Annotated in this window: 4 protein-coding genes and 1 pseudogene; all 5 read left to right on the top strand. The window is 74.7% G+C overall.

Features of this window, described 5'->3' with window-relative positions:
• Position 1: 1 nt before the first annotated feature.
• Complete coding sequence (locus QC282_RS30565; RefSeq protein ID WP_279552839.1) at positions 2 to 7,765, top strand: non-ribosomal peptide synthetase; 7,764 nt, start codon at positions 2 to 4, stop codon at positions 7,763 to 7,765.
• Entirely contained in the window at positions 7,762 to 16,599 is an 8,838-nt protein-coding gene (locus tag QC282_RS30560; protein WP_279552838.1) for a non-ribosomal peptide synthetase, read from the top strand. The genes QC282_RS30565 and QC282_RS30560 overlap by 4 nt, the downstream gene beginning before the upstream one ends.
• A 43-nt stretch (positions 16,600 to 16,642) precedes the next feature.
• Positions 16,643 to 17,344, top strand: a complete 702-nt coding sequence (locus QC282_RS30555) for a thioesterase II family protein (RefSeq protein ID WP_279552837.1) — start codon at positions 16,643 to 16,645, stop codon at positions 17,342 to 17,344.
• Positions 17,345 to 17,388: 44 nt separating this feature from the next.
• Positions 17,389 to 18,213 carry a mycofactocin-coupled SDR family oxidoreductase gene (locus QC282_RS30550; protein ID WP_279552836.1) on the top strand — a complete coding sequence of 275 codons (825 nt, stop codon included), beginning with the start codon at positions 17,389 to 17,391 and terminating at the stop codon, positions 18,211 to 18,213.
• Between the two features lie 30 nt (positions 18,214 to 18,243).
• A pseudogene (locus tag QC282_RS30545) lies at positions 18,244 to 19,139 on the top strand (hypothetical protein); the annotation flags it as partial.

Below are 19,139 nucleotides of genomic sequence, written 5' to 3'. Positions count from 1 at the left end.
GATGAGCACCAAGCCCCCGTCGCTGGAAGCCGTCCTGCCGCTCACCCCGCTGCAGGAAGGCCTGCTGTTCCACGCCCAGTACGACGAGCAGGACGGCCCCGACGTCTACGTCATGCAGCTCGGCATGGACATCGACGGCCCGCTCGACGTGCCCGCCCTGCACACCGCCGCCCGTGCCCTGCTGGACCGGCACGGCAACCTGCGCGCCGGTTTCCGCGACGACGGCGCGCGCCCCCTGCAGTTCATCCCGTCGTCGGTCGAACTGCCCTGGCGGGAGGTCGACCTGACCGGCCTGCCCGAGCAGGAGCGGGACACGGCGCTGCGCGAGGTCACCGAACGCGACCGCGCCGCCCGCTTCGACATGCGCAAGCCGCCGCTGCTGCGGTTCACCGTCGTCCGCACCGCGCCCCACCGGCACCGGCTGCTGGTGACCAACCACCACATCCTGCTGGACGGCTGGTCGGCGCCGGTCCTGGTGCGCGAGCTGTTCGAGCTGTACGCCGCCGGCGGCGACGCCGCCGCGCTGCCCCCGGTGACGCCGTACCGCTACCACCTGGCCTGGCTCGCCAAGCGGGACAGGGGCGCCGCCGTGGCGGCCTGGCGCACCGCGCTCGACGGCCTCGACGGGCCGACGATGCTGGCCGGCCTGCCCGACGACCGGTCCGCCTCGGTGCTGCCCAGCAAGGTCAGCGTCCGGCTGCCGGCCGAGACCACCGACCGGCTGACGCGGCGCGTCCGCGAGCTCGGTCTCACCCTGAACAGCGTCGTGCAGGCCGCGTGGGGCCTGCTGCTGGGCCGGCTCACCGACCGTACCGACGTCACCTTCGGCATGACGCTCGCGGGCCGCCCGCCGGAGATACCCGGCGTGCACACCATGGTCGGCCTGTTCCTCAACACCGTGCCCGTGCGGGTCCGCGTCGAGCGGGGCGAGACACTGCTCGCGCTGTGCCGACGGCTCCAGGACGAGCAGCGCCGGCTGATGGACCACCAGTTCCTCGGCCTCGCGGAGATCCAGCGGGCGGCCGGACACGGCGACCTGTTCGACACCCTCACCGTGCTGGAGAACTTCCCCGTCGACCCGGAGGCGCTCACCCTCCCCGGCGGGCTGTCCGTCGCCGGTGTCTTCTCCACCGACGGCGCGCACTATCCCCTCGCCCTCATGGTCATCCCCGGCTCGGAGCTCGAACTGCGGTTCACCTACCGCGCCGACGCCTTCGACCGGGCCCGCATCGAGGCCTTCAGCCGCCAGCTGACCGCCGTGCTGGAGTCGTTCGTCGCCGACCCGGAGACCGGCGCGGGCGAGGTCGACGTCCTGGACGCCGCCGAGCGGACCCGGCTGCTGGACGAGTGGAGCCCGCTTCCCGCCCCCGACGCGGCCCGCACCCTGCCGGAACTGCTCGCGCTGCGCACCGCCGAGACACCGGACCGCGAGGCCCTGGTCTGCGGCGAGCTGTCGCTGACGTACGCCGAACTCACCGACCGGGTGGAGCGGATCGCCGCCTGGCTGCGCGACCGCGGAGTGCGCGACGAGGAACCCGTCGGCATCGCCATGGACCGCTCCGCCGAGTACGTCCTCGCCGTGCTCGGCGTGATCCGCGCGGGCGCCGTGTACGTCCCCGTCGACCACCGCTGGCCGCCGGCCCGGCGCGACCACGTCCTCGGCGACAGCGGCGTGAAGCTGATCCTGGAGCAGGGCGACCTGCCCGCCGGTCATCCGCTGCCCGAGGGCGGCCTGCCGATGCCGCCCGGCGCCGACCGCGTCGCCTACATCATGTACACCTCCGGCTCCACCGGCCGGCCCAAGGGCGTCGCCGTCACCCACCGCGGCATCGGCGACCTCGCCGCCGACAGCAGGTTCGCGGGCGGCGCCCAAGAGCGGGTGCTGCTCCAGTCGGCGCACGCCTTCGACGCCTCCACGTACCAGATGTGGATCCCGCTGCTGAACGGCCACACCCTCGTCGTCGGCCCGCCCGGCGAGCTGGACATCGCCACCATCGGCCGCGCCCTGGCCGAGCACCGGATCACCGCCACCCTGTTCACCACCGGCCTGTTCCGGCTGATCGCCGCCGAGGCACCCGAGACGTTCCGGCCGCTGCGCGAGGTGTGGACCGGCGGCGAGGCACTGCCCGCCGCCGCGGTGCGCCAGGTCCTCGACGCCTGCCCGGACATCACGGTCGTCAACGCCTACGGGCCGACCGAGGTCACCGTCATGGCCGCCGCGCACGACCTGCCCGCCGGCCGGCCGGTACCGGAGGCGGTGCCCATCGGCCGCCCCCTCGACGGCAAACGCGTCCTCGTCCTCGACAGCGAACTGCGGCTGTGCCCGGTCGGCGTCGCGGGCGAGCTGTACGTGGCCGGCGTGGGCCTCGCCCGCGGCTACGTCGGCCGCGCCGACCTGACCGCCGAGCGGTTCGTCGCCGACCCCTACGGCGAGCCCGGCGCCCGGCTGTACCGCACCGGCGACGTGGTGCGCTGGCGCCCGGACGGCCTGCTGGAGTTCGTCGGCCGCCGCGACAACCAGGTCAAGCTGCGCGGCTTCCGCATCGAACTCGGCGAGATCGAGGCCGTGCTCGCCGGACACGACGCCGTCGGCCAGATCGCCGTCGTCGTCCGCGAGGACCGCCCCGGCGTGCGCCACCTCGTCGGCTACGCCGTGCCCGCCGCCGGAGCCCGGCTGGACACCGAGGCCCTGCGCACCTGGGCGGCCGAGCGGCTGCCCGAGTACATGGTGCCGCGCCCGGTCGTCGCGCTGGACGCGCTGCCGCTGACCACCAACGGCAAGCTCGACGTCAAGGCCCTGCCCGCGCCCGAGCACACCGCGGAGGAGAGCCGGGAGCCCCGCACTCCGCACGAGGAGCTGCTGGCCGGGCTGTTCGCCGAGGTGCTCGGTCTCGACTCGGTGTCCGTGCACGACAACTTCTTCGAACTGGGCGGCCATTCACTGCTGGCCACCCGCCTGGTCAGCCGCGTCCGCGCCGTCCTCGGCGTCGAACTGCCCATCCGGCGCGTCTTCGAGGAGCCCACCGTGGCCGCGCTCGCGGCCCGGCTCACCGACTCCCCGGCCGCCGTCCGCCCGGCGCTGCGCCCGGCGGAGCGCCCCGAGCGGGTGCCGCTGTCGTTCGCGCAGCGCCGGCTGTGGTTCCTCAACCGCATGGAGGGCCCCAGCGCCACCTACAACATCCCGTTCGCCGTCCGGCTGTCCGGCGCGCTGGACGTGGCCGCGCTGACCGCCGCGTTCAACGACGTGGTCGGCCGCCACGAGGCGCTGCGCACCGTGTTCCCGGACACCGACGGCGAGCCGTGGCAGCAGGTCGTCCCGGCCGAGCGGGCCGTCGTCGACATCGAGGTGTCCGACGTCGCCCAGGCCGGCCTGTCCGCCGCCCTGCACGCGGCCGGCACGGCGGGCTTCGACCTCGCCACCGACCTGCCGGTGCGGGCCTGGCTGTTCCGGGTCGCCGCCAACGAGCACGTGCTGTGCGTGGTGGTGCACCACATCGCCGGCGACGGCTGGTCGCAGGCGCCGCTGGTGCGCGACCTGTCCGCGGCCTACCGGGCCCGGCTCGCCGGCGCCGCCCCCGACTGGCGTCCGCTGCCGGTGCAGTACGCCGACTACACGCTGTGGCAGCGCGAACTCCTCGGCGACGAACAGGCCGAGGACAGCGCGGCGGCGGCGCAGCTCGCGTACTGGACCGAACAGCTCGCGGGCGCCCCGCAGGAGCTCGAACTGCCCACCGACCGGCCGCGCCCCGCCGTGGCCGGACACGCGGGCGGCGCCGTGCCGGTGCACGTCGACACCGCGCTCCACGAGGGCCTGCGGGCACTGGCCGCCAAGACCGACACCACGCCCTTCATGGTGTTCCAGGCGGCGCTGGCCGCCCTGCTGTCCCGGCTGGGCGCCGGGCACGACATCCCGATCGGCACCCCCGTGGCCGGCCGCACCGACGCCGCGGCCGACGACCTGATCGGCTTCTTCGTCAACACACTGGTGCTGCGCACCGACGTGTCCGGCGACCCCAGCTTCGTGGAACTGCTGCGCCGGGCCCGCGCGACCGCGCTGGGCGCCTACGCGCACCAGGACCTGCCGTTCGAGCGGCTGGTCGACCTCGTCGGCGCCGACCGCTCGCTGTCGCACAACCCGCTGTTCCAGGTGCTGCTGGCCTACCAGAACAACGACCTGCGCGAGGTGGAGCTGCCCGGCCTGCGGGTCACCCCGCACGAGGTGCTGCTGCCGGTGTCCAAGGTGGACCTGGAACTCACCCTGGTCGAGAACACCGGCGGCGGGATCTCCGGCCTGCTGAACTACAGCACCGACCTGTTCGACCGGAGCACCGCCGAACGCGTCGCCGGGCACCTGGTGGCGCTGCTGCGGGCCGCCGTCGCCGACCCGGCCGCGCCCGTGCGCACCCTGGAGATCCTGCCCCCGAGCCAGCGCGAGCGGCTGCTGACCGGCTGGAACGACACCGCCCGGCCGGTGCCCGCCGGAACCGTGCCGGAGCTGTTCGCCGAGCGGGCCGCCGCCCACGGCACCCGGCCCGCCGTCGTCTCCGGCGGCGTGAGCGTCGACTACGCCACGCTCGCCGACCGGGCCAACCGGCTCGCCCGGCTGCTCGCCGAGCGCGGCGCCGGACCCGAGGACCGCGTCGCGCTGGTCCTGCCGCGCTCCGTGGAACTCACCACCGCCCTGCTCGCGGTGATGACCGCCGGCGCGGCGTACGTGCCGGTCGACCCGAACCACCCGGCCGACCGCATCGCGTACATGCTCCAGGACAGCGACCCGGTCCTCGTCGTCACCCTCGGCGCGCTGGCCGGCCGGCTGCCGGACGAGGTCGCCGAGCCGCTGTTCCTCGACGGCCCCGAGGTCGTCGAGGCCCTGTCCGGCCACTCGGGCGCCGAGGTCACCGACGCCGACCGGCGCGCACCGCTGTCGGTCGACCACCCCGCCTACGTGATCTACACCTCCGGGTCCACGGGCCGCCCCAAGGGCGTCGTCGTCGGCCACCGGGGCCTGGGCAGCCTGGCCGCCTGGCAGGCCGAGTACCTGGGCGTGACCGAGAACAGCCGGGTCGGGCAGTTCGCCGCCCCGAGCTTCGACGCCGCCGCCTGGGAGACGGTCATGGCGCTGCTCAACGGCGCCGCGCTGGTGCTCACCCCGGCCGACGGTCCGGTCCTCGGCGACGCCCTCACCGCCTTCCTGCGCGACGAGGCGATCACCCACGCCACGCTCACCCCGACGGCGCTGTCCGGCGCCGACCCGGAGACCGCGCCGACCGGCATGACCCTGGTGCTCGCCGGCGAGGCCTGCCCGCGCGACCTCGCCGCCCGCTGGTCGCCCGGCCGCCGCGTGATCAACGCCTACGGCCCCACCGAGACCACGGTGTGCGCCACGGCGTCCGGACCGGTGGACGGCACGGTCACCCCGCCCATCGGCGGGCCCATCGCCAACACCCGGGTGTACGTCCTGGACGGCGCCCTCAACCCGTGCCCGGTCGGCGTGGCCGGCGAGCTGTACGTCGCCGGTGTCGGACTGGCCCGGGGCTACCTGGGACGGCCGGGACTGAGCGCGGAACGCTTCGTCGCCGACCCGTTCGGCGAGCCCGGCGCCCGGCTGTACCGCACCGGCGACGTGGTGCGCCGCCGCGCCGACGGCGTGCTGGAGTTCGTCGGCCGCCGCGACAACCAGGTCAAGCTGCGCGGCTTCCGCATCGAACTCGGCGAGATCGAGACCGTGGTGGCGGCCGGGCCCGCAGTGGAGGCCGCCGCGGTCGTCGTCCGCGAGGACCGTCCCGGCACGCGCCGGCTCGTCGCCTACCTCGTGCCCGACGGCGAGGGCGGCTGCGACCCGGACGCCGTGCGCGCCCACGCGGCCGAGCGGCTGCCGGAGTACATGGTCCCGCAGGCGTTCGTCGTGCTGGACGCCCTGCCGCTGACGGTCAACGGCAAGCTGGACCAGGCCGCGCTGCCCGCCCCGGAGTTCGACGGCTCCGACAGCGGCCGGGCCGCCGCGACCGACGCGGAGAAGATCCTCGCCGACGCGTTCTGCGAGGTGCTCGGGCTGCCCGAGGTCGGCGTCGACGCCGGCTTCTTCGAACTCGGCGGCGACAGCATCGTCTCCATCAAACTGGTCGGCCAGGTCCGCAAGAGCGGCCTGGTCATCACCCCGCGCGACGTGTTCGAGCACAAGACCGTCGCCGGGCTCGCCGCCGTCGCCCGCAGCGAGGCCGACCTGCCCCCGCAGGACCCGGACGCGGGCATCGGCGAGGTGCCGCTCACGCCGATGACGCACTGGCTGCGCGAACTGGGCGGCCGTACCGAGCGGTTCCACCAGTCGGTGCTGCTGAAGGTGCCCGCCGGAATCGGCCTCGACCCGCTGACCGGCGCCGTGCAGAGCGTGCTCGACCACCACGACGCGCTGCGGCTGCGCCTGTCCGACACCGACAGCAGCTGGTCGTACGAGGTGCTGCCGCGCGGCGCGGTGGACGCCGCCGACCGTGTCACCCGCGTCGACGTGACCGGCGCCGGTGCCGGGGAACTGCGGGCCGCGATCGCCCGGCACGCCGAGGAGGCGGTCTCCCGGCTGTCGCCGACGGACGCCGCGATGCTGCGCGTCGTCTGGTTCGACGCCGGACCGGACGCCCCCGGCAGGCTGCTGCTCGTCGCCCACCACCTGGTGGTCGACGGGGTGTCCTGGCGCATCCTGGTGCCCGACCTGGCCGCCGCCTGGCAGGCCGCCGCGTCCGGCGGCCCGGCCGCGCTCGAACCGGTCGGCACGGCCTGGCGCCGCTGGGCGCAGTGGCTCGGCGAACTCGCCGCGCAGCCCGCCCGCGCCGCCCAGGTCGCCTGGTGGGCGGAGCAACTGCGCGACGAGGACGTGCTGGTGACCGACCACCCCCGCGACCCGGCCACCGACACGATGGGCACCCAGCACGCGCTCGCCCTGACCCTGCCCGAGCACATCACCGAGCGGCTGCTGACCGCGGTGCCCGCCGCCGCGCGCTGCGGCGTGGAGGACGTGTTCCTCACCGCGTTCGCCCTCGCCGTCGCCGACTGGCGCAGGCGGCGCGGACTGGGCGCCGGCACCGCCGTACTGGTCGATGTGGAGCGGCACGGCCGGCAGATCCCGCCCGGACACGACCTCGACGTCTCGCGCACCGTCGGCTGGTTCACCAGCCTCGCCCCGGTGCGCCTCGACCTCGGCCCCGTGTCGTGGGGCGGCGTCTTCAGCGACCCCGCCGCGCTGCACAAGGCGCTCTCCCGGGTCAAGGAGACGCTGCGCGAGATGCCCGACGAGGGCATCGGATTCGGTCTGCTGCGCCACCTCAACCCGCGCACCCGCGACGAACTGGCCGCGTACGGCTCGCCGCAGTTCGGCTTCAACTACCTGGGCCGGACGGCGGTCGCCGACGCGTCCGCCGCCGAATCCGGCGACAGCGGCGACTGGAGCATGTCCGCCGACGGCGACGTGCTGCGCGAACTGGGCGGCGGCGACCCGGACATGCCCGCCCCGCACGCGGTGTCCCTCAACGTCGTCGTCGAGGACGGCGCCGACGGCCCGCGCCTGGTCGCCAACTGGACCTGGCCCAAGCGGCTGCTGGAGCTGGACGAACTGCGCCGGCTGGCCGACGGCTGGTTCCGCGCCCTGACCGCCCTCGCGGACCACGCGGCCGAGGAACAGCCCACCGGGCTCACCCCCTCGGACCTGTCACTGATCGACCTCGAACTCGACGACCTCGGGGTGCTGGAAACAGAGTGGAGGAAGACCCAGTGACCAGCAACGAACTCTTCGAGGACATCCTTCCCCTGGCACCGCTGCAGGAAGGGATGCTCTTCCACGCGACCTACGACCGGGACGCCCTGGACGTCTACACCGTGCGGCTGGCCATCGACTTCGAGGGCCCCTTCGACCTCGACGTGTTCCGCGACGCCGTACGCGCGCTGCTGATCCGCCGCGGCAACCTGCGGGCCGGCTTCCTCTCGGAGAACCTGAGCAGGCCCGTCCAGGTGGTGCCGCGCAAGTTCGACACCCCGGTCGTCGTGCACGACCTGTCCGGCCTCGAAGAGACCGAACGGGCGGCGCGGCTCGCCGAACTGGACGCGGCCGACCAGAACGTGCGGTTCGACCTCACCGACCCGCCGCTGCTGCGGTTCACCGTGGTGCGGCTCGCCGAGCGCGAGTGGCGGCTGATGTTCGCCTGCCACCACATCCTGCTCGACGGCTGGTCCATGCCCATCGTCCTCGGCGAACTGTTCGCCCTGTACACCTCGGGCGGCGACACCTCCGCGCTGCCGCCCGCCGCGCCCTTCAAGCTGTACCTCGCCTGGCTGCGCAAGCAGGACAAGCAGGCGAGCCTCGACGCCTGGCGCGCCGCGCTCGACGGACTCGGCGGCCCCACCCTGGTCGCCCCCGACGCCGACGACAGCGTCGCCGCGCTGCCCGGCCGGATCACCACCGACCTGCCCGCCGACACCAGCGCCCGGCTCGCCGCGCTCGCCCGCCGGCTCGGCGTCACCGTCAACACCGCGGTCCAGGCCGCCTGGGGCCTGCTGCTGGCCCGCCTCACCGGCACCGAGGACGTCGTCTTCGGCGCGACCGTCTCCGGACGCCCGCCCGAGATCGAGGGCGTCGAGACCATGGTCGGCCTGTTCATCAACACCGTGCCGGTACGCGTCCGGCTCGGCGCCGGCGAAACGCTGCGCGACCTGCTGCTGCGCCTCCAGGACGAGCAGTCCGCGCTGCTCGACCACCACTACGTCGGCCTGACCGAGGTCCAGCGCGCCGCCGGGCACGGCCGCCTCTTCGACAGCCTGGTCGCCTTCGAGAGCTACCCGGTGGACGCGGACTCCCTGCAGTCCTCCATCGGCGACCTCACCGTCACCGGCGTCTCCGGCGACGACGCCACGCACTACCCGCTGACCCTGATCGTCGTGCCCGGCGAGCGCGTCCAGCTGCGCCTCGGCTACCAGGGCGGCCTGTTCACCGAGGACACCGCCGCCGGTCTCCTGGCCGGCCTCGAACACCTGCTGGGCACCGTCGCCGACGACGACACCCGGCCCGCGGCCGAGGCGCTGACGTCCCTCGCCCTGCCCGACGGCTGGACCGTCACGGCTCCGGCGCGGGAGGAGACGGCCGGCGGCGGCTCGGTGACCGACCTGACCGTCGTCTCCGGCGAGGGCCGCGCCCCGCGGACACCGCACGAGGAAGTGCTCTGCGGCCTGTTCGCCGAGGCCCTCGGCGTCCCCTCGGTCTCCATCGACGACAACTTCTTCGACCTGGGCGGCCATTCCCTGCTCGCCACCCGCCTGGTCAGCCGCGTCCGCAACGTCTTCGAGATCGAGCTGCCGGTGCGCGCGCTGTTCGACGCGCAGACGGTGGCCGCGCTGGCCGAGAAGGTCGTCGACTCCTCGACCGGCGGCCGTCCTCCGGTGCGCCCGGCCCAGCGACCCGAGCGGGTGCCGCTGTCGTTCGCCCAGCGCAGGCTGTGGTTCCTGAACCGGATGGAGGGACCGAGCGGCACCTACAACATCCCGCTCGCCGTGCGCCTCTCCGGCACGCTCGACGTCCCGGCGCTGCGGTCGGCGCTGGTCGACGTGGTGGAACGCCACGAGTCGCTGCGGACGGTCTTCCCGGACGTGGACGGCGAGCCCTGGCAGCAGATCGTCCCCGCCGCGGACGTCGACCTGCCCTTCCGGGTGGTCGAGGTCACCGAGGACGCCCTGGAGGGTGCCCTGGCGTCGGCGGCGTCCGCCGGTTTCGACCTCGCCGCCGAACTGCCGGTACGCGCCTGGCTGTTCCGGGTGTCCGGCACCGAGCACGTGCTGTGCGTCGTCGTCCACCACATCGCGGGCGACGGCTGGTCGCAGGCCCCCCTGGCGCGCGACCTGGGCGCGGCCTACCGCGCGCGGGTGGCCGGCGCCGCCCCCGCGTGGGAGCCGTTGCCGGTGCAGTACGCGGACTTCGCGCTGTGGCAGCGGGACGTGCTGGGCGGCGAGGAGGACGAGAACTCCCCGATCGCCGGTCAGCTCGCGTACTGGCGTGGCGTGCTGGACGGCCTGCCGGACGAGCTGAGCCTGCCGGTGGACCGCGTGCGTCCCCCGGTCGCCTCCTACCGGGGCGGACTGGTCCAGGTGGAGCTGGGCGCCCGGTTGCACCGGGATCTGGTGGGTCTGGCGCGGTCGACGCGGTCGAGTCTGTTCATGGTGTTGCAGGCGGGTGTGGCGGGTCTGCTGTCGCGTCTGGGCGCGGGGACGGACGTGCCGCTGGGCACGGCGATCGCGGGTCGTACGGACGCGGCGCTCGACGATCTGGTCGGGTTCTTCGTAAACACGCTGGTGCTGCGCACGGACGTGTCCGGTGATCCGGGGTTGCGTGAGCTGGTGGAGCGGGTCCGGGTGACGGACCTGGCGGCGTACGCGCATCAGGATCTGCCGTTCGAGCAGTTGGTGCACGCGTTGCAGCCGGCGCGGTCGCTGGCGCGGCATCCGCTGTTCCAGGTGATGATCGTCCTGCAGAACAACGCCGAGGCATCCCTGGACCTGCCGGGTCTGTCCGCCCGGCCCATCGACGGCGAGATCGGCGCCGCCAAGTTCGACCTGGGCTTCAACTTCATCGAGCGCAAGGACGCGACGGGCGCGCCCGCCGGCGTCGAGGTGACGGTGGAGTACAGCGCCGACCTGTTCGACGAGGACACCGTCGCCGTCCTCGCCCGGCGCCTGGTGCGCATGCTGACGCTGGCCGTCGCCGACCCCGCCATGCCGCTGAGCCGGCTCGACCTGCTCGAACCGCGCGAATGGCAGCAGCTGTTGCCCGCCCGGCGGGGCACCGAGCCCGCCGACCGGCCCGAGCGGCACGAGACCGTCCCCTCACTGTTCGCGGCCCAGGTGGCGCGCACCCCGGACCGGCCGGCGGTCGTGGCCGAGGACGCCGAGCTGACCTACGCCGAACTCGACGAGCGCTCCGGCCGGCTGGCCGCGCTGCTCGCCGCCCGGGGCGTGCGCCGCGGCGATGTCGTCGCGGTCGCCGTGCCGCGCTCCGCCGCCCTGACCGTCGCGCACCTCGCCGTGCTGCGCACCGGCGCGGTCTGCCTGCCCGTCGCGCCGGACGACCCGGCCGAGCGGATCGCCCGCGTCCTGCGCGACACCGGACCTGTGGTCGTCCTCACGACGCGGCAGGCCGCGGCCGGCCTGCCCGCGACGGCCGAGACGGTGCTGATCGACGCCCCTGACAGCGAGACCACGGCCACGGCCGTGCCCGCCGACGCGGCCCTGCCCGACGCGCCCGCCTACCTGATCCGCGCCACGGGCCCGACGACCGTCGCCGTGCCCCACCGGGGCATCGTGAGCTGGCTGCTGTGGATGCGGGACACCTACCGCCTCGGCGCCGACGACCGCGTGCTGCACAAGGCACCCGAGGACCTCGACGTCTCCGTCTGGGAGCAGTTCGCGCCGCTGGTCGCCGGTGCCGCCCAGGTGGTCGCCGGCCCCGGCAGCCACCGCGACCCGGTCCGCCTGGCCCGGCTGATCCACCGCGCCGACGTGACCACCGTCCACTTCACGCCGTCCGTGCTGGAGGTCTTCCTCGCCGAGGCGGAGGCCGCCCGCTGCACCGGCCTGCGCCGCGTGCTGTGCAGCGGCGAACCCCTGCCCACCGGCCTGCGCGACCGCTTCCGCGCCCTGACGACCGGGGCCGAACTGCACGTCCTGCACGGCCCGACGGAGGCCTCGTGCGCGGCGCTGGCCTGGAACGGCACCACCGAGGCGGATTACGCCTACCCGCCGGCGGGCCGGCCCGTCGGCACCACCCGCGCCTATGTGCTCGACGCCCACCTCGCCCCGCTGCCCGTCGGCAGCAGCGGCGAACTCTACGTCGGCGGCGAGCAGTTGGCGCACGGCTACCTCGGCAGGCCGGACCTGACCGCCGAACGGTTCGTGGCCGACCCCTACGGCCCGCCCGGCGCCCGCCTGCACCGCACCGGCGACCTCGCCCGCGTCACCCGGGACGGCACGATCGAACTCCTCGGCCGCACCGACGACCGGATCACCGTCGGCGGCCGGTCCGTCGAACCCGGCGAGATCGAACAGGTCCTGGCCGGGCACCCCGCCGTCGGCACCGTCGTCGTGACCGACCGCCCCGGGCCCACCGGTGCGACCGCGCTGGTGGCCTACGTCGTCCCCGCGGACCCGGCGGTGGCGGTGGACGCCGACGCGCTGCGGGCGCACGCCGCGACCGTCCTCCCGGACCACGCGGTCCCCGCCCACTGCGTGACCCTCGACGCCGTTCCGCGCACCGCGGACGGCCGGGTCGACCGCGCGGCACTGCCCGAGCCGCACGAGAGCGCGGGGCGCGCCCCGCGCAACGACATCGAGCAGACCCTGTGCGGACTGTTCGCGGACCTGCTCGGCAAGCCGGTCACCAGCATCGACGACAGCTTCTTCGACCTGGGCGGCCACTCGCTGCTCGCCACCCGCCTGGTCAGCCGCGTCCGGTCCACCTTCGGCATCGAGCTGCCGTTCCGGGACATCTTCGACGCGCAGACGGTGGCGGCGCTGGCGGAACGGGTCGTCGGCTCGTCGACGGGCGGACGACCGCCGGTCCGCGCGGTCGCGGAGCGTCCGGAACAGGTGCCCCTGGCCTTCGCGCAGCGGCGGCTGTGGTTCCTGAACCGCATGGAGGGTCCGAGCGGGACGTACAACGTGCCCCTGGCGGTACGGCTCTCCGGCGCGCTGGACGTGCCGGCGCTCACCGCCGCGTTCAACGACGTGGTCGCCCGGCACGAGGCCCTGCGCACCGTGTTCCCCGAGACCGACGGCGAGCCGTGGCAGCGGATCGTCCCGGCGGCGGAGGCCACCGTGTCCGTCGAGGTCACCGAGGTGACCGAGGAAGGGCTGGAGGCGGCCCTGGCGTCGGCGGCGTCCCAGGGCTTCGACCTCACCGTCGACCTGCCGGTGCGGGCGTCGCTGCTCCGCGTCACCGACACCGAGCACGTGCTGTGCGTGGTCATGCACCACATCGCGGGCGACGGCTGGTCGCAGGCCCCGCTGGCGCGCGACCTGGCCGCCGCCTACCGCGCACGGCTGGACGGCGCGACGCCCGGGTGGGAGCCGTTGCCGGTGCAGTACGCGGACTTCGCGTTGTGGCAGCGGGACGTGCTGGGCGGCGAGGAGGACGAGAACTCCCCGATCGCCGGTCAGCTCGCGTACTGGCGTGGCGTGCTGGACGGCCTGCCGGACGAGCTGCCCCTGCCGGTCGACCGGGTCCGCCCTGCCGTGGCGTCGTACCGCGGCGGTGTGGTGTCGGTGGAGCTGGATGCCCGGTTGCACCGGGATCTGGTGGGTCTGGCGCGGTCGACGCGGTCGAGTCTGTTCATGGTGTTGCAGGCGGGTGTGGCGGGTCTGCTGTCGCGTTTGGGCGCGGGGACGGACGTGCCGCTGGGCACGGCGATCGCGGGCCGTACGGACGCGGCGCTCGACGATCTGGTCGGGTTCTTCGTGAACACGCTGGTGCTGCGCACGGACGTGTCCGGTGATCCGGGGTTGCGTGAGCTGGTGGAGCGGGTCCGGGTGACGGACCTGGCGGCGTACGCGCATCAGGATCTGCCGTTCGAGCAGTTGGTGCACGCGTTGCAGCCGGCCCGGTCGCTGGCGCGGCATCCGCTGTTCCAGGTGATGATCGTCCTGCAGAACAACGCCGAGGCATCCCTGGACCTGCCGGGCCTGTCCGCCCGGCCCATCGACGGCGAGACCGCTGCCGCCAAGTTCGACCTCGGCTTCAACTTCGTCGAGCGCACCGACCTCGACGGCGCCCCGGCCGGCATCGACGTCTCCATCGAGTACAGCGCCGACCTGTTCGACGCGGACACCGTCCGGCTCATCGGCGAACGGCTCGGCCGGCTCCTGACCACCGGCGTCGCCGAGCCGGCCACCCCGCTCACCCGCATCGGCATCCTCGCCCCCGACGAGCAGGAGCGACTGCTCACCGGGTTCAACGACACCGCCCGCACCCTCGAACTGCCCCCCGCGACGGAGTCCGGCTTCGCGCCGGAAACCCTCGCCGGGCTGTTCGCGGCCCAGGCGGCGCGCACCCCGGACCGGCCGGCGCTCGTGGCCGAGGACGCCGAACTGACCTACGCCGAACTGGACGAGCGCTCCGGCCGGCTGGCCGCGCTGCTCGCCGCCCGGGGGGTGCGCCGGGGCGACGTCGTCGCGGTCGCCGTGCCGCGCTCCGCCGCCCTGACCGTGGCCCTGCTCGCCGCCCTCAAGGCGGGCGCCGCCTACCTGCCGGTGGAGACCGACTACCCGGCCGAGCGGATCGCCTACGTCCTCGGCGACGCCCGTCCGGCGGTGCTGGTCACCACCGTCGACGCGCTCGGCGCCCTGCCCGAGGACACCGAGGGCACCGTGCGCAGCCTCGTCGTGCTGGACGACCTCGGCCTGGAGCGGGAGCTGGCGGACGTGTCCGCCGACGCCGTCCGCGAACTGCCCGGCCCGCTGCCGGACTCGCCGGCCTACCTGATCTACACGTCCGGCTCCACCGGCCGCCCCAAGGGCGTCGTCGTACCCCACCGCGGCATCGTGAACCGGCTGCTGTGGATGCAGGACGCCTACCGCCTCGGCGCCGACGACCGGGTGCTGCAGAAGACCCCGTCCGGATTCGACGTGTCCGTCTGGGAGTTCTTCTGGCCGCTGGTCACCGGCGCGGTCCAGGTCGCCGCCCGGCCCGGCGGTCACCGCGACCCCGCCTACCTGGCCCGGCTCATCCAGGACGCCGGCATCACCACCGTCCACTTCGTGCCGTCCATGCTGGAGGTCTTCCTCGCCGAGCCGGGCGCCGCCCACTGCACCGGCCTGCGCCGCGTGCTGTGCAGCGGCGAGGCCCTGCCGGCCGGCCTGCGCGACCGGTTCCGGGCCCTGCTCGGCGCCGGACTGCACAACCTCTACGGGCCGACCGAGGCGTCCGTCGACGTGACCGCCTGGGACTGCGCCACCGCCCCGGACAGCCCCGTCGTCCCGATCGGCCGGCCGATCTGGAACACCCGCACCTACGTGCTGGACGCCGCCCTCACCCCGGTCCCCGCCGGCAGCAGCGGCGAACTGTACCTGGGCGGCGTGCAGTTGGCGCACGGCTACCTCGGCAGGCCGGACCTGACCGCCGAACGCTTCGTCGCCGACCCGTTCGGCCCGCCCGGCGCGCGGCTCTACCGCACCGGCGACCTCGCCCGGATCACCCGCGACGGAGTGATCGAGTTCCTCGGCCGCACCGACGACCAGGTGAAGATCCGCGGCCAGCGCATCGAACTCGGCGAGATCGAGCACGCGCTCACCCGGCACGCCCGCGTCGGCAGCGCCGTCGTGACCGCGTACCGCGACCCGTCGGGCGACACCCGGCTCGCCGCGTACGTCACCTGCGCCGACCCGGCCGCGCCCGTGGACCCGGAGGAGCTGCGCGACCACCTCGCCACGCTGCTGCCCGACCACATGGTGCCCCTGCACTACGCGGTCATCGACGCCGTCCCGGTCACCCCGAACGGCAAGGTCGACAAGAAGGCGCTGCCCGCGCCGCAGCGGCTGGAACGCCGGCCCGGACGCGCCCCGCGCGACGAGACCGAGACGGTGCTCTGCGAGATCTTCGCCGAACTGCTCGGCCACGACAGCGTCGACATCGACGACAACTTCTTCGAGCTCGGCGGCCACTCACTGCTCGCCACCAAGCTCATCAGCCGGGTCCGTGCCCGGCTGGGCCTGGAGATGTCCGTCGTGTCGATCTTCGAGGCGCCGACGGTGGCCGCCCTCGCGGTCCGCCTCGGCCAGGACGCCGCGGCCGGACCGACCAGCCCGCTGCTCACGCTGCGCCCCGGCGGCGACCGGGCCCCGCTGTTCTGCGTGCACCCGCTCGGCGGGCTCAGCTGGCCGTACGCCGGCCTCGGCGAGCACCTGCCCGCCGACGTGGGGCTCTACGGCCTCCAGGCGGTCGGCCTCGACGGCGACGACCCGCTGCCCGGCTCCCTGGAGGAGATGGCCGCCGACTACGTGGCCCGGATCCGCGCAGTCCAGCCCGAGGGCCCCTACCGGCTGCTCGGCTGGTCGCTCGGCGGCCGGATCGCGCACGCCATGGCCGTCCTGCTGGAGGCCGCGGGCCAGGAGGTCGAGCTGCTCGCACTGCTGGACGCCTACCCGAACACCGGGACCGGCACCGCGACGGAGTTCTCCGAGGAGGAGTTCCTCACCGGCGTCCTGTCCGCCGCCGGACTCGACGCGGCCGAGCTGGCCGGGCCCGTCGACATCCCCACCGTCATGGCCGCGGTCCGCTCCACCGGCAACGACCTGGCGGGCCTCACCGAGGACCAGCTGCGGCGGCTGCAGCGCGTGATGGCCAACAGCTTCCGCGTCGACGGCGCCGCGCTCACCGGCCGCTGCCGCGCGGGCGCGCTGATGTTCGCCGCGACGGTCGACCCGGCAGGCGACCCCGACCGGTGGCTGCACCACGTCGACGGCGGCCTGGAAACCCATGCCGTCGCCGTCTCCCACAACGACCTGATGCGGCCCGAGCCGCTCGCCGAGATCGGTGCGGTGCTGGCGAAGAAGCTGGCCCGCACCGACCCGGCCTGACCCGGCGACGCGCTCACCCGACAGCACAGAAAAGGAAAACACCATGTCAAAGACGGTCGTGCTCTGCGTGCCCTTCGCCGGGGCCGGCGCCTCGGTCTTCCGCCCCTGGGTGCCGCTGTCCCAGGACCGGTTCGACCTCGCCGCGATCCAGCTGCCCGGCCGCGAGCAGCGCTTCGCGGAGGAGCCCTACCAGGACGCGGTCGTGGCCGCCGACGGGCTGCTGCCCGAGGTGCTCGACCGGGTCAGGGGCGCCGGTCCCGTCGTGCTGTTCGGGCACAGCCTGGGCGCGGTGCTGTCGTACGAGATCGCGCACCGGCTGACCCGCACCGAGGGCGTGGAACTCGCCGCGCTCGTCGTCAGCGGCTCGCCCGGCCCGTGGACCCGCCGCGAGAACGGCGCGAGCGGCCTGGACGACGACCAGTTCCTCGACCGGGTCAAGGAGTTCGCCGGCTACAAGCACGACGCGCTGGAGGACCCCGAGATGCGGGAACTGCTGCTGCCGACGCTGCGCGCCGACGTCGAGATGCACGAGGCCTACGTGCCCGGCTCCGAGGAGCCGCTGCCCGCGCCGATCGTCTCGGTCCGCGGCACCACCGACACCCTCGTCACCACCGAGCAGGCCATGGAGTGGTCCAAGGCCACCAGCAGGGACTTCCGCTTCGTGGAGGTCGAGGGCGGCCACATGTACCTGGTCGACAACCCCGAAGGCCTCATCGACGTGCTCGCGGACGTCTGCCCCCGCTGACCGGCCGGCACGGACCGTCGCCCACAACGCTCAAAGGAGTCTTGGTGCGCCTGCAAGGAAAGACCGTCGTCGTGACGGGAGCCGCGCGCGGTGTCGGCCGTGCCTGCGCGCTGGCGTTCAGCCGGGAGGGCGCCGACCTCGCCCTGCTCGACGTGTGCGGCGACGTGCCCGGCGTGCCCTACCCGCTCGGCACCGCCAGCCAGTTGGACCACACCGCGCGGCTGTGCCGGGAACAGGGCTCCGCCGTGCTCACGGCCGAGGCCGACATCCGCGACCTCGCCGCCCTGCGCAAGGTCGTCGACGAGGTGTGCGACCGGTTCGGCGCCATCGACGTACTCGTCAACAACGCGGGCATCGTGGCGCCGTCCGGCCGGACCACCCACGAGATCACCGAGGACGAGTGGCAGGTGATGCTCGACATCAACCTGTCCGGCGCCTGGCGCATGATGTCGCTGGTCGGCCCGCACATGACCGACCGGCGCTCCGGCAGCATCATCAACGTGGCCTCCACGGCCGGTCTCGTCGGCTACCGCCACTTCGCCGGGTACACGGCCTCCAAGCACGGCCTGATCGGGCTGACCAAGGCCGCCGCGCTGGACTACGCACCGCTGAAGGTCCGCGTCAACGCCCTGTGCCCGGGCTCCATCCGGGACGACAACCAGGCCGAGGGCCGGATGCTCACCGAGATCGCCCGGTCGCTGAAGCTGCCGGTCGGCGAGCACGAGCAGACCTTCGTCCAGTCGCAGCCGATGAACGCGCTGATCGAGCCGGAGGACGTGGCGGGCGCCGCGCTCTGGCTGGCCTCCGACGAGTCCCGGCAGGTGACCGGCTCCGTGCTGACCGTCGACGGCGGCTTCACCACCCGCTGAGCCACCACAACCACGTCTAGGGGACCAGTCGTGTCGATCTCTGAACAGGACGCCGTCGCGCCACTCACGCCGGAGCGGGACACCGCCGCCCGCGCCGACGAGTGGCTCTCGGACACCTACCGGTCCGCGCCCGGCGCCGCGTGCCACGCCCTGCGGGTGCGCCTGGCCGGCGGGCCGTCGGCGCACGGGCCGGACGCCCTGGCCGGGCGGTTCGCCGCCCTGGCCGCCGAACTGCCCGCCGGCGGCGGCCGGGCGGAGACCTTCCGCGCCTGCGCACGGCTGTGGACCGAACGGGTGCCGGGCCCCGCCGACGCGCCCGCCGCCGAGCGCCGCCGGGACCGCGAACTCGCCCGGCCGGTGGACGCCCCGGTGCGCGCGGTGCTGCTGCGCTACGCCGACGGCGCCGCCGACCTCGTCGTGGTCGCACACCGCGCCGCCCTGGGCGCCGAGGCCCTGCGGCGGTTCACCGCCCGGCTGCTGGGCGGCGCGGGGGAGCCGCCCGCCCCGGCCGCCGGACGGCCCGGCGACCCCGCCCGGCAGGCCGCCGAACTCGCCGAGTGCGCGCTCGGCGCCCAGCTCGACTGGGGACTCGGCCGCCCGCACGGCCCCGGCACCCCCGAGACCCGGACGCTGCCCCTGCCGGCCGACCACCCGGCCGGGGACGCCGAGAGCTGGACCGCCGCGCTCGGTGTCGTCCTCGCCCGCTACGAGGGCGTGAGCCGGCCCGTCCTCGCGACGACGGCTCCCGACGCCCACGCCATGGCCGACCGGATCGCCCTCGTGCCCGTGACCGCCGACGGCGCGCACCCGCTCGGCACCGTCGACAAGGAGCTGCGCACCGCCCTCGCCGCCGGACCGGCCCACTTCACCGGCGAACTCCGGCGCGCGCTGACGGCCGCGGGCACCGACCCGTCCGGTGCCGCGGC

Origin of the sequence: Streptomyces sp. DH24 (assembly GCF_029813775.1) — a bacterium.
In the GTDB taxonomy this organism is placed as follows: Bacteria; Actinomycetota; Actinomycetes; order Streptomycetales; family Streptomycetaceae; genus Streptomyces.
Note: the sequence above shows the minus strand (reverse complement) of the source record. Positions and strands in the feature narration are given on the sequence as shown.